The organism is Desulfosarcina sp. (assembly GCF_055467485.1).
In genome coordinates this window covers 89,932-102,751 of sequence record NZ_JBUOIV010000014.1, presented here as the reverse complement: position 1 = coordinate 102,751, position 12,820 = coordinate 89,932, and the positions used below count along the sequence as shown (strand labels likewise).

9 protein-coding genes and 1 pseudogene are annotated in these 12,820 nt (G+C 58.7%); 4 read left to right on the top strand and 6 right to left on the bottom strand.

Annotated elements, in window-relative coordinates; all coding sequences use genetic code 11:
- The 4 genes and pseudogenes from ACZCED_RS09395 to ACZCED_RS09380 all read left to right on the top strand — a co-directional run.
- Positions 1–645 (top strand): annotated as a pseudogene (locus tag ACZCED_RS09395) (anaerobic carbon-monoxide dehydrogenase catalytic subunit); the annotation flags it as partial.
- Positions 646–685: 40 nt separating this feature from the next.
- Positions 686–2,899: an acetyl-CoA decarbonylase/synthase complex subunit alpha/beta gene (acsB, locus tag ACZCED_RS09390; RefSeq protein ID WP_464860680.1), complete on the top strand. Its 2,214-nt coding sequence runs from the start codon at positions 686–688 to the stop codon at positions 2,897–2,899.
- 108 nt (positions 2,900–3,007) lie between these two features.
- Complete coding sequence (gene acsC / locus ACZCED_RS09385; protein ID WP_462971003.1) at positions 3,008–4,345, top strand: acetyl-CoA decarbonylase/synthase complex subunit gamma; 1,338 nt, start codon at positions 3,008–3,010, stop codon at positions 4,343–4,345.
- 150 nt (positions 4,346–4,495) lie between these two features.
- Positions 4,496–5,392: a dihydropteroate synthase gene (locus tag ACZCED_RS09380; RefSeq protein ID WP_462971004.1), complete on the top strand. Its 897-nt coding sequence runs from the start codon at positions 4,496–4,498 to the stop codon at positions 5,390–5,392.
- 100 nt (positions 5,393–5,492) lie between these two features.
- On the opposite strand, the gene ACZCED_RS09375 is transcribed toward ACZCED_RS09380, so the two are convergent.
- The 6 genes from ACZCED_RS09375 to ACZCED_RS09350 form a co-directional block, all read right to left on the bottom strand.
- Positions 5,493–6,272: a 2Fe-2S iron-sulfur cluster-binding protein gene (locus ACZCED_RS09375; protein ID WP_464860679.1), complete on the bottom strand. Its 780-nt coding sequence runs from the start codon at positions 6,270–6,272 to the stop codon at positions 5,493–5,495.
- A gap of 4 nt (positions 6,273–6,276) precedes the next feature.
- Positions 6,277–6,726 (bottom strand): CBS domain-containing protein, encoded by a 450-nt coding sequence (locus tag ACZCED_RS09370; RefSeq protein WP_462971006.1) that lies wholly within the window; start codon positions 6,724–6,726, stop codon positions 6,277–6,279.
- Between the two features lie 115 nt (positions 6,727–6,841).
- A complete protein-coding gene (locus ACZCED_RS09365; RefSeq protein WP_462971007.1) occupies positions 6,842–7,054 on the bottom strand; it encodes a hypothetical protein in 213 nt (70 codons plus the stop codon).
- 58 nt (positions 7,055–7,112) lie between these two features.
- On the bottom strand, positions 7,113–9,272 hold the full coding sequence (locus tag ACZCED_RS09360) for an FAD-dependent oxidoreductase (RefSeq protein ID WP_462971008.1): 2,160 nt from the start codon (positions 9,270–9,272) through the stop codon (positions 7,113–7,115).
- A gap of 270 nt (positions 9,273–9,542) precedes the next feature.
- Entirely contained in the window at positions 9,543–10,058 is a 516-nt protein-coding gene (locus tag ACZCED_RS09355) for a 4Fe-4S dicluster domain-containing protein (RefSeq protein WP_462971009.1), read from the bottom strand.
- A 68-nt stretch (positions 10,059–10,126) separates the two neighbouring features.
- Entirely contained in the window at positions 10,127–12,211 is a 2,085-nt protein-coding gene (locus tag ACZCED_RS09350; RefSeq protein WP_462971010.1) for a molybdopterin-dependent oxidoreductase, read from the bottom strand.
- Positions 12,212–12,820: the final 609 nt, after the last annotated feature.

The following is a 12,820-nucleotide window of genomic DNA, read 5'->3' as shown; positions in this document are numbered from 1 at the left end:
AATGGCCGCATCCGCGGCGTGGCCGGCGTGGTGGGCTGCAACAACGCCCGCACCCGCCACAACGAGGCCCACATCGCCGTGGTCAAGGAGCTGATCAAGAACGACGTCATCGTCCTGACCACCGGCTGCAACGGCATCGCCTGCGCCATGCACGGCCTGTTGACCCCGGAATCCGCCGCCGTTCACTGCGGCCCGGGCCTGGCCGAGGTGTGCGAGACCGTCGGTATCCCGCCGGTCCTGCACCTGGGTTCCTGTGTGGACAACACCCGCATCCTGCTGGCGGCCACTGAAGTGGTCAAGGCCGGCGGCCTGGGCAAGGACCTGTGCGACCTTCCCGCGGCTGGCAGCGCGCCGGAGTGGATGAGCGAAAAGGCCGTCGCCATCGGCCAGTACTTCGTTTCCTCTGGCGTCTACACGGTCTTCGGCCTGCACTTTCCCACTTCCGGTGCCCCGGTGTTCCACGACTACCTGACCAAGGATATCGAAAAGCTCTACGGCGGCAAGTGGGACATGGAAGCCGACCCGATCAAGCACGCCCACCTGATGATCGCCCACATCGACAAGAAGCGCAAAGAGCTGGGCATCGACAAAGCCCGCGAACGCGTCCTCATGGATATGGCCGACCGCCAGGCACTGGAAGGGTAATCGATTATAAACCAGATCCTCAACGAAGGAGGAATATCGCATGTCTAAATTAGTCGCATTTGCTGCCATACAGGGTGGGTACAAAGTGGTTTCCACCGCTGAGGGCCGCTACAAGAAGGCACTTGACACCTACAACGCCGACACCAAGATCGGATTTCCCAACACGGCCTACTACCTGCCGGTCATCTATTCGCTGACCGGCATGAAGGTGGAGACCCTGGAAGACCTTAAAAAACCACTGGCATTTGCCCGAGGCCTGCTGCCTCCGCATGTCAAGGGCAAGAACCACCTGCCCTACCTGGGTCCCCTGCTGGACGCCGGCATGGCCGCCATCTTCTCTTACGAGATTATCGAAGCCCTGCGCATCCTGGACCAGCCGGACTTCTACCACCCCGAAGAGGACCCGGACATCGAGGCCGGCAAGATCTGGGTAGGCCCGGCCGACGACACCATCCTGAGAAAGCGCGGCGTGGAGTTCGTGGACGGATCGGCCCCCGGCTTCGCCGCCGTGGTCGGTGCCGCCCCCAACCCGGAGATTGCCAAGGACATCATCGAAGAGTACCAGCGCAGAAGCCTTTACATCTTCTGTGCGGCCAACCATAACGGGACCACGGCCATCGAGCAGCTCCTGGAAGCCGGTGTCCAGATCGGCTGGAACACCCGCATCGTTCCCTTCGGACCGGACATCTCCTCGGCCGTATTCGCCCTCGGGTTCGCCAACCGCGCCGCCATGGCATTCGGCGGCGTCAAACCCGGCGACTACAAAAAGATTCTGCACTACAACAAGGACCGCGTGTTTGCCTTCGTCAACGCTCTGGGCGACATCGGCACCGAGTGGGGCGTGGCCGCCGCCGGCTGCGTCAACTGGGGATTCCCGACCCTGGCAGACACCGACATTCCCGAAATCCTGCCCACGGGTATCTGTACCTACGAGCACGTCGTGGCCAATGTGCCCCACAGCGAGATGTGCCAGCGCAGTGTGGAAGTGCGCGGCCTGAAAACCATCATTTCCGACATCGACATCCCCTGCGCCTTCGGCCCGGCTTATGAAGGTGAGCGCGTGCGCGGCGCCGACCTGTTCGCCCAGTGCGGCGGCGGAAAAACCCAGTGCACCGAGCTGGTCAAGATGGCCGATATGAACGCCATCGAAGACGGCAAGGTCATTGTCGATGGTCCGGACATCGCCGACATCAAAGAAGGCGACACCTTCCCGATGGGTATTTTCATCCAGGTGGCCGGCCGCGAGATGCAGGCCGATTTCGAGCCGATCCTGGAGCGCCAGATTCACCACCTGATCAACTACATCCAGGGCGTCATGCACATCGGCCAGCGCGACATCTCCTGGGTGCGCATCAGCAAGGCCGCCATCGAGAAGGGTTTCACCCTCAAAGATATCGGTGTCGTGCTGCACGCCAAGTTCCATCAGGACTTCGGCAAGATCCTGGACAAGGTCCAGGTGACCCTGAAAACCAAAAAAGCCGATGTGGATGCGCTTACCAAAACGGCGCGTGCCGAATACAAGATGCGCGACGAGCGGGTAGAGAAGATGACCGACGAGGATGTGGAGATCTACTACTCCTGCACCCTGTGTCAGTCTTTTGCCCCCAACCACGTGTGCACGGTCAGCCCGGAGCGGACCGGCCTGTGCGGCGCCTACAACTGGATGGACTGCAAGGCCTCTTTCGAGATCAACCCCACCGGCCCCAACCAGCCCATTGAAAAGGGCGAGTGCCTCGATCCGGTGCTGGGCCAGTGGAAGGGTGTCAATGACTTCGTCTACAAGGCCTCCCGCGGGGCCGTCACCCACTACAACTTTTACTCCATGGTCACCGACCCCATGACCACCTGCGGTTGCTGCGAGTGCATTGCGGCCATGCTGCCGTCCTGCAACGGGGTGATGACCGTGGGCCGCGACTACGCCGGGGAGACCCCCTGCGGCATGAAGTTCACCACCCTGGCCGGCGTCATGGGCGGCGGTGCTTCATCGCCCGGTTTCGTGGGCCACTCCAAGTTCAACATCACCCAGAAGAAGTTCATCGTTGGGGACGGCGGCCTCCTCCGGGTGGTCTGGATGCCCAAGATCCTCAAAGAAGAGATCAAGGAGCGCATCGAAAAAGCCGGTGAAAGAATTGGAGTTCCGGATCTCTACGATAAAATCGCGGATGAAACCGTGGGCGTCACCGAAGAGGAGATCCTGCCCTTCCTCCAGGAAAAGGGTCACCCGGCCCTGTCCATGGATCCGATCATCGGATAGGAGACCCAACGGCGGACCGGGCGGCAACGCCCGGTCCCTCCACCCCGACGAACCGATTCCCCGGTCCCTGCGGCCGGGAGAATTGCCCATACAGACAAGGAGAATAGTATGGCATTAACCGGTATTCAGATTTTCAAACTGCTGCCCAAGACCAACTGCAAGGAGTGCGGGGTACCCACCTGTCTTGCCTTTGCCATGAACCTGGCATCCGGCAAGGCCGAATTGGACGCCTGCCCCTACGTATCCGATGACGCACGCGAAAAACTCTCCGAGGCATCCGCTCCCCCCATCCGGCCCGTCGCGGTCGGCAAGGGTGTGCGCAAGGCAACCATCGGCGGCGAGACCGTTCAATACCGCCATGAAAAAACCTTTTACAACCCCACCCTGCTGGCAGCCCAAGTGGGATCGGACATCTCCGCAGCCGACCTGGAAGCCAAGTTGAAAGGCTGGAATGCCTTTCAGTTTGAGCGCGTCGGCCTCAACCTGCGTCCGGAACTGGTGGCCGTCAAGGATGTGAACGGCAAGGCCGACGCCTTTGCCGCCGTGGCCAAGCAGGTCGCCGAGACCTCGGAATTCAACGTCATCCTGATGAGCGAAGACGCCGACGTGATGAAAGCCGGTGTAGCCGCCTGCGCCTTCAAGCGCCCCTTGATGTACGGGGCCACCGCAGCCAATGCCGATGCCTTCGGCGCCATCGCCAAGGAAAACGACTTGCCTTTAGGCATCAAGGCCGAGTCCATCGATGCGCTGACTGCCCTGTCTGACAAATTGACCGGCATGGGCCTCAAAGACCTGGTGATTGACCCCGGTTCACGCGAGCCCAAGCAGTCCAACGAAGACATGATCGCCATCCGCCGCGCCGCGCTGAAAAACGGCAACCGGGCCGTGGGCTTCCCCACCATCGTTTTCCCCTGCGAAATGGCATCCAACCTGGATACGGAGACCATGCTGGCCGCCATGTACGTAGCCAAATACGGCGGCATCGTGGTGATGTCCGATTTTGCCGGCGAGTCCTTGTTCCCGCTGCTGCTGGAACGCCTCAACATTTTTACCGACCCGCAACGGCCCATGACCGTCACCGAGGGCATCTACCCCGTCAACAACCCCGACGAGAACTCGCGCGTGCTGGTGACCACCAACTTTGCCCTGACCTACTTTATCGTCTCCGGTGAAATCGAGGCCAGCAAGGTGCCCACCTGGCTGCTGATCAAAGACTCCGAAGGGCTGTCGGTACTCACTGCCTGGGCGGCCGGCAAGTTCGCTGGCGACGACGTGGGCATGTTCGTCAAAAAGAGCGGCATCACCGACAAGATCAAGCATCAGGAACTGGTTATTCCCGGCTATGCCGCCGCCATCGTGGGCGACGTGGAAGAGGAATTGCCCGGCTGGACCATTACCGTGGGTCCCCGGGAGGCCGCCCATATTCCCGGCTTCCTCAGAGCGTAACCGCGGTGTGATCTAACGGTCAGGGTAGGCATTCCGCCCCCCTGGACGTCGTTTCCTGGCCGGTGCGCCGGCCATCATGTTGGCAATAGCGTCATCCGTGGCCGAAGCACTGGCCGGAGCATGATGCCGAGAAAAAGAAAGGAAAGTCGTATGCTACTCATCGGCGAAAGTTTGAATGTGATTTCTACAAAGATCGGCCGCGCCTTCAAGGAGCGGGATCCCAAACCGATCCAGGAAGAAGCCCTTTTCCAAAAGGAAAAGCGAATGGATTACATCGACATCAACCTGGGTCCCGCCAAGAAAGACGGCCACGAGCTGATGCCGTGGGTGGTCCAGGTGGTTCAGGACGTGGTCCCGGATCTGCCCCTGGCCCTGGACACCTCCAACATCGACGCCATCGAAGCGGCCCTGAAGGTCATCAAGCAGGTCCCTTCCGGTACGCCGCACATCGTCAATTCAATCATGTGCCGGCCGGAGCGCTACGAGCGCATGGTGCCCATGACGGCCGAGTACAACGCCGATTTCGTCGCGCTGATGTGGGGGCCCGAAGGCCTGCCCCGCGATGAAAACGAGCGCGCCGCCCTGTGCGTGGAACTGCTTTACTTCGCCAACGAAGCCGGCATCCCCAACGAGAAGATTTGGGTGGACGGCATCGTGACACCGGTGAACATCCAGCAGCCCCAGGCCATCAGCTTGATGGAGTTCCAGAAAATGATACCGGATATCGCCCCGGGCGCCAGAAGCACCTGCGGTCTGTCCAACATCTCCAATGGACCGCCCGACCACCTTCGCCCCATCCTGAACCAGACCTACACGGTGATGCTGATGAAATGCGGCATGGAATCGATCATCACCGATCCGCGCGACGAGCAGCAAACCGCCATCTGCAAGGGCGAGCGCCAGGATGTCGTGGACCTGATCTACGGCATGCTCGACGGCATCGAGCCCGACCGCGCCAGCCTCTCCAAGGAGATGCTGGATTACGCCAAGACCGTGGACGTTATCCTCGGCAAAACCCTGTATTCCGACTCCTGGTTGGAAATTTAGTCCTTCTAAAACGGTGCACAAAAAACCCCTTCCGTGTTGGAAGGGGTTTTTTTGTCTTGTCGCCGGCGATTTCAGATCTCAAATTTGAAGCGTGAACGCCTCAGTGCCCGGGCATGCGTGTCTTCACCGTATGGTCGGTCAGCGCCCGCGTCCGGTCCGAAAAGAGTTTGGCGCAGGTGGGACAGTATTTATGGCTCTCCTTCACATGGGGATGGGGAGCCGTCCGGCGCTCGATATAATCGATAAACCGCGTGGTGGCAAACCAGCGGCCGCATCCCTCGCAGCGTTCCAGGGGGTGTTTGCCGATCAGTTCATCCCGAATCATCACCGTTCGGACATTCTCACGGTCTATCACCTGGATCGCGCCGGTGGGACAGATATTGGCGCAGGTGCCGCATCCAATGCACCGATCCGGCTCCGGAATCACGTAACTGTCCCCGTCAATCTTCTTCATCTTCAGGGCTCCCGCACCGACGATCTCCTTACATACCCGGATGCACAGACGACAACGCACGCACCCGTCCTGCGGCGGACCGAGATCCACGCCGTGCTCCATGGCCATCTGGCGCAGCCGTGTCGACTGGGGCGCCATGCGCAGCAGATTCTTGAAGGCTTTTTTGCGGGCGGCGTCTACGATGGGACCGGTGGTTTTGATCTCCAGGCCATCGGAGACCTTGAGGATGCAAGAGAGCATGGCAATCTGCCGACCGCCGGTCCTTCCGGTGACTTCGACCGCACAAAGCTTGCACGATCCGGAGGGCTTCAGCGCGGGATGGTAGCACAGGGTCGGAATCGTGATTTGATTTTCCCGGGCCACCTGGAGAGCGGTCTGGCCCTCCTGCACCGGGTAGGCTGTCCCGTCGATGATTGTCGTGATCATAGTGTCAGTCCTGTGCGGCATCCTGAAGATCGGTGATGTATTCTTGAAGGTAATGCAGTTCGGCAGTCAATTCCCCCACGTGATGCTTCACCAGGTCGGAAATCGTTAGCATACTGACAATCCGCTGGTCCTTTATCACCGGCAGGTGCCTGATATCCGCCTGGATCATCATGGCCATGGCACTGCTCGCCAGGTCGTCCGGCTGGGCCACGATCAAGTTGGGGGTCATGGCTTCGGTAAGGGGCATTTCCCGAAACAGTCGGTGGCGCCAGGCCACGTGGCACCGGAGGACGTCCCGCTCGGTAAAAATGCCCACCGGTGTCTCACCGTCCATCACGACCAGCGCAGAGGTTTGATGTTCAGTCATCTGCACAATGGCATCCTCGGCGGTCCGCTGCGCGGAGATGGTGTGGACCACTCGGCATTTTTGTTTCATCACATCCTGGACACGCATGCTCGTCATGCTCCTGAAAGATCGAATGGTTCTGAACGCTCAGCGTTGAGGAAACGGGCCGATGGGCGATACGACTGCGACCGATAATGCAGTCCCGTTTGATTGTATCAACACCTCAACTGTCGATGGGGCGCATGCAGTCCTGGGGAAGCCGGTGCGTGCCCTTGCCTTCCAGGCTCACTTCAACCAGGGCATCCGGATCGTTGATGGCCGTATCCGGGTCGGTGATGATGCCGTGAAGGCCGATGAACCGGTCCATGTAAGCTTCCCAGCTCTCGTCCTTGCTGCGTTGGAAGATTTCTATTTTCTGGCCTTTTCGGAAAACCATGTTGATTCTCCCTGTGTATTCGTCAGCACAATTGATGTTCTCCCCGGCTCTCAACAGGCTATCGCACCGGCATCATATTAACGTTGAACCTGGCCGTTCTGGTACGGGCGCAATTGTCACAGATCAGATCGCCCTCGGGGACGTGTGTCACCGATTTCGTCCGCTTGCGGATATAATCCAGATATTTCATAGGCCCCATGGCTTTGCCGCAGGAGTTGCAGTAGACCAACTTCTGTCTGTTGAGGATGGTTCCGCAAAGCAGCAGCAGCCGCTCATCACCCCGGTCTTCTATTTTCATGGCGTCGTTGGGGCAGTTGGTCGCACATGCACCGCAGGCGATACAGCGTTCCTCGGTAACCCGCAGATCCGTGGGACCGGGATGGTCGAAATCCAGGTATCCCATTTCAAGGGCGCTGATGCCCATTTTATCCCGGCAGACCTCCACACATTTACCGCACCGGCGGCAGATATCGCACCTCAGGCAGCGGCGGGCTTCCTCGCGGACCATGTTTTCGGTGTACCCCAACTCGACCTGCTGAAAGGTGGTCCGGCGGCGGTCCATGTTCAACATATCCATAGTGGGCCGCTTGATGACCGTCTTGGTGCTGGCCGGCACTTCGATGCAGGCCTCCCGCCGCCGTCGAACCGGGACAGGCGGCATCTGGGGTTGAGGGATTCCCAGCAGGTAGCGGTCAATGGCCTCGGCGGCCCTTTTACCGCCACCGATGGCCTCGATTACCGTGGCTGGTCCGGTTACCGCGTCACCGGCGGCGAAGATTCCCTCGACAGTGGTTTCCATGGTAACCATGTTCACATCGATGGTACCCCGTCGCGTCCAGCCCATGCTTTGCAGTTCACCCATGCAAAGCTGGTCCACTTTCTGGCCGATAGCGCTGATTACCACGTCGGCATCCATGGTATACTCACTTCCCAGGACGGGGACAGGCGACATCCGGCTGCTGCCCTCGCGCTTCACCAGTTCAGCCCGGATACAGCTCAGCCCGGTTATTTTTTTTTCTTTTCCGACGATTTTGGCTGGAATGGTCAGAAAAGAAAAGCGAACGCCCTCCTCCTCAGCCTGCTCCACCTCTTCCTCATCGGCCGGCATCTCGTGACGGGTCCGGCGATAGGCAATGGTCACCTCCGGGCATCCCAGGCGCAGGCAGGTTCGCGCGGCATCGATGGCCACGTTGCCCCCGCCGATCACCACCACCCGTTTTCCCGGCACGCGCCGATCACCCAGGGCCACCCGACGAAGCAGATCGATGGCCTCCACAGTCTGGGGGAAATCGGCTTCCCCTGGAATGCCCAAGTTATAGGCCTTATGGGCCCCGATGGCAAAGAAAAAGGCATCGTATCCCTGGGATTTCAGATCGTCAAGGGTGACATCTGCACCGAACCGGGTGTTGAACGCAAAGGTGACGCCCAGTTCTTCCAGCATGGCCACCTCCCGGTCGATCACCTCCCGGGGCAAGCGATAGCGGGGAATGCCCACCATGATCATGCCGCCGGCTGTGGGCAGCGCCTCGATCACGTGAACCCCGTAGCCTTTCAAGGCCAGGTAATAGGCCGCGCTCAGCCCACCGGGTCCCGCACCGATCACGCAGACCCGCTTGCCCTGATCCGGCCCTTTTTCCGGGTTGCGGTAGGTGCCCTCAGACATGGCCCGTTCGGCGGCAAATGCCTTGAGAAATTTGATGGAAACCGGGGTGTCCATGCGGCCGCGCACACACATGAATTCACAGGGCCGGGTACACACCAGGCCGCAGACCCAGGGGAAAGGGTTATCCTGCCTGATCACGTCGATGGCCTCGGCGTCCCGGCCCTGGCCGATGAGGGTCACATAGGTGGGGACATCGATGCCCGCCGGGCACGTCATCTGGCAGGGTGCCGGCGTCAACCACTCACAGGTCTCTGTTGGGCAGTTGTGGGTTTTTACATGGCTTTCGAACACTTCTCCGTGCGCGTCCATGGTCTGGTGAAGGTGTTCACCCAGCTTGAAGCCTTCAGGCTCACCGGGGTCCTGAAGCAGATCCTGGATCAATTCCAGGACAGTCGGCAGATGCTCACCGCCGGCACGCCCCCACGCCACGTCATCCAAAAGGCTGTGAATTTCTTCGGCGATTCGACGGCTCCGCGGGTGCTTCAATCCACCCTTGCAGATGACTTCATCGATAAAGTGAATGCTTTCGGTGACCGGACATTGGCTAATAGACATGAATGACCTCTTGCCACCCATTCAGCCCCTGCTGCCGCGTCTCATAAGATGGCCGGAGTCGAAGGACAGGCTGCCTGCAACCCTGGCCACAAGAGGAGTGATCCCCCCGGGGTTAACCCGGGGGGATCGGTAGGGAGGGGTATGGGTGCTAGGAACATCGATATAAACAAACTTGGTTTTGGTTAAAAAGGGGATATCGGATAATTGTCCCCGTTAACTCATCATCAGCCCGTGGGCGGTGCTTCATTGCTCATGCACCGGCACACTGCATCAGAATGCACAATGCTCAAGCGATGCGATGGCCTGGGCATGGCGATCCCGGCGGATCTGCGTCATCTCTTCCACCTTGCCGAACTTCAGGCAGTGGGTGGTACAGGTGGTCACGCAGGCGGGGTTCAACCCCTGGTCCACGCGGTCTTTGCAATAATCGCATTTGACTACCTTGCCGGTTTCCGGATTCCACTGGGGTGCACCCCAGGGGCAGGCGGAAATGCAGGTCTTGCAGCCCACACACAGGTTGTGGTCAACAAAAACAATGCCGTCACTGCTGCGCTGCTGCATGGCACCGGTTGGGCAGGCGGCCACACACCAGGGATTTTCACAATGAAAGCAGGGCATAAAAATATAGGCGGCCCGGGGAAGCCCGCCGATCATCTTTGGCCCGACCTGAATGATCTGGCACAGCCGGGGGCCGACCGGAAGATTCTTGTTGGCCTTGCACTGCACTTCACAGGCATGGCATCCGATACACTTTTTGGTATCCTGAAACAGATAGTATTGGCTCATAATCCTCGCATCCTATGTAACCCGCGGGAAGCGCTCCAAGAGCATTCCCAGGTTGGTAAATCGGCCTGTCAGGCGGCCTTTACATTGACAAACGTATCATGATAGGCGGGGCTTCCGCCCACCTTGTCGTAGATGTTCTCCTGAAGGGCCGCATCGCTGACACCTCTGTTATAGGACCGCTCCGCCCGCTTGGCCTGGTGCCCGAACCCATGCAGCAGGAAGACACACTCGGGATGGATCAGGTCGGTGACAAACGCACGCATTTTTCCGCTGTGGCGGCTGGAGGCAATCTCCACCATGGCCCGGTCGGCAATGCCCAGTTCGGCGGCCTTCTGGTTGTTGATCCACAACAGGTTTTCCCCGCACAGCTCGTTGAGGTATTCAACATTTTGTGTGGAGACATGGGTGTGCAGGGCCGCCCGGCCGGTAACCAGCCGGAACTTGCCCGGCTCCGCCGACGGCATGGGTTCGTAAGCCGGAAAGGACTCAAACCCGGCATCTTCCAGAAGTGAAGACTTGAACTCGATTTTTTTGGACGGGGTATTGAGCTTGAGACCATCCATCCGATCCCAGAAAATCTGCTTTTTCCCATAGGCCACGAACCCTTTGGCATCAAAATCCTCCATGGTGAATCCGGTGCCTTCCAACTGCCAGCGCACCAGCTCGTCCATGTTTTCATAGGGGAAATAGTTGCTGGTACCGATACGGTCGGCAATCTGCTTGAGGATCATGGCTCCTTCCCGCGTGTCGTAACGCGGGGTCACCGCCTGCCGGCGAAGAAACATCTGGGGTTTTAGGCCGTTGGCCTGCTGGATACAGTCAGTTCGTTCCAGGTAAGTGGATTCAGGCAGGATGACGTCGCTGTACCAAGCGATATCGCTGTAGTTGATGTCGATCGTGACGATGAGATCCAGCTGATCCAGTGCCTTGCGGGTCAATGCCGTGTCGGCGATGGACATGAGCGGCTCGAAGCGGAAATTGAACAGAGCCTTGATCGGGTAGGGATCGGCGTTCATGATGGCATGGGGAAGCCGGTGGGGAACCCCATGGGCCGGGTCCGGCAGCGGAAAGTCGGGCGTCCCGGCCTTGTCGAACCGCGGCACCTTGATTTTCGGAAACTTCTGTTCGACCAGTTTACGAGCCGCCTTTCCGCCTGCTTCGCCGGGGCCTTTTTTAAAGAAGATCCCACCTTTGGTCTCGATGGAGCCCATCAGGGCGTTGAGCATGAGGATAGATCGCCTGAGGTAGATTTCATTGGTGTGACTGGCGCCACGGTACCCATAGTGGAAGGCCACTGCCGGCCGGTCCTTGGCCAGTTCGCGGGCCAGGGCCACTATTTCGGCAGCAGGAATCCCGGTCTCCGCTTCCGCCCACTGGGGAGAATAAGGAGCGACGAAATCCTGAAGCTCGGCCAAGCCATGCACCCAGCGGTCAACAAAAGCGGCATCATAAAGCCGTTCGTCCAGGATCACATGCATCAGGGCGTAATTGAGCGCCAAGTCGGTACCCGGGCGGATCATCCAGTAGCGGTGCGCCTTGGTGGCGGTGACCGAGACGCGCGGGTCGATGTAGGTCATCTTGGCGCCCTCTTCCATGGCTGCCATCAGGTTGTTGACTTCCTTGACAGACAGGGCCTCGAAGATATTGCGTCCATACAGCACGATGTGCCGGGTATTGCGGTAATCGACGCCGATCTGGCCGTCGGTGAGCCCGAAAAGCGATCGACAGGCCGTGTTGACGGATCCCTTGCACAGGGCGTCATGGGTGAAATGGTTGGGAGAGCCGATGGCCTTTAAAAAGGTCTTGCTCACATGGGTGGCCAGTTGGGTCCGTTCACCCAAAACGACGCTGTGACCGCCGTACTGGTCGATGATCGCCTTGAGTTTGTCACCCACGTAGTCCAGGGCCTCGTCCCAGCTGGCCTTGCGCCAGTTCCCCGATCCGCGTTCACCGACGCGGATCATCGGGCTCTGCACCCGCTGACGGTCGTAAAGCAGTGACGTCCCGGCGGCACCGCGGGGGCACAGGCTGCCCTCCATGCCGGCCACATGGGGATTCCCTTCGATCCACGTCACCTGCCCGTCCTTGACCTGAACCTTGATCGGACATCGAATCGAACACATAAAACAGAGACTGTAAACTTCTTTTTCCATTGGTTTCCTCCGACATAGTGAACTGCTAAGCGGTGTTGAATGCTGTTGACCACAGTATTGGCTTTTGCTTCACAAAGCAATAAGCATACCATATCAATCTATGGCCGCTGCTTTCCCGAACTTCCAACTGAAACTCAATACAGCGTCATTTCAGCTTCTTACCTTCGGACAACCCATCGGCTTTGGGCGTTATTGGTTGGCATGAGGAGGTTTGGGCAACCGTTGTGCATTTTTCTTAATGCAGTGATATATTTTTGTTGCACTTCGCCTGGTTTTGTTAAATGCTGTTAATTCAACAGAATAGTACAGTGGCAACATTTTTGTTGCACAAAAAGAAGAATAGCCGCCCGACGAAGCGGATGACAGGCGCCTAACCGTTCGGCATGAAAGTCGTTATCCTTTTGATATCGTTATTTTTTTTACATAATCCGGGAGCATCCCCGATTATCATCCGGTGGCACGCAACTTGCTCAGTAGCGGGCAGTCATTTTATTCCAATAGTCAGGGGGTGATGATTGAAAATCGTAACATTTTGACAAATTTAAGTTTTTTGGTTTTTCATGACAGTGGGAAATGGCCGGCAAGCATTTCGGCCAGTACTATCAACAT

What these genes read in the sequence shown, in the direction of transcription:
- ACZCED_RS09370 (WP_462971006.1), bottom strand. Translation starts at nt 6,726, where the DNA reads ATGCGTGTCCAGGATGTGATGAAACAAAAATGCCGAGTGGTCCACACC.
- ACZCED_RS09365 (WP_462971007.1), bottom strand. Translation starts at nt 7,054, where the DNA reads ATGGTTTTCCGAAAAGGCCAGAAAATAGAAATCTTCCAACGCAGCAAG.
- acsC (WP_462971003.1), top strand. Translation starts at nt 3,008, where the DNA reads ATGGCATTAACCGGTATTCAGATTTTCAAACTGCTGCCCAAGACCAAC.
- acsB (WP_464860680.1), top strand. Translation starts at nt 686, where the DNA reads ATGTCTAAATTAGTCGCATTTGCTGCCATACAGGGTGGGTACAAAGTG.
- ACZCED_RS09355 (WP_462971009.1), bottom strand. Translation starts at nt 10,058, where the DNA reads ATGAGCCAATACTATCTGTTTCAGGATACCAAAAAGTGTATCGGATGC.
- ACZCED_RS09350 (WP_462971010.1), bottom strand. Translation starts at nt 12,211, where the DNA reads ATGGAAAAAGAAGTTTACAGTCTCTGTTTTATGTGTTCGATTCGATGT.
- ACZCED_RS09375 (WP_464860679.1), bottom strand. Translation starts at nt 6,272, where the DNA reads ATGATCACGACAATCATCGACGGGACAGCCTACCCGGTGCAGGAGGGC.
- ACZCED_RS09360 (WP_462971008.1), bottom strand. Translation starts at nt 9,272, where the DNA reads ATGTCTATTAGCCAATGTCCGGTCACCGAAAGCATTCACTTTATCGAT.
- ACZCED_RS09380 (WP_462971004.1), top strand. Translation starts at nt 4,496, where the DNA reads ATGCTACTCATCGGCGAAAGTTTGAATGTGATTTCTACAAAGATCGGC.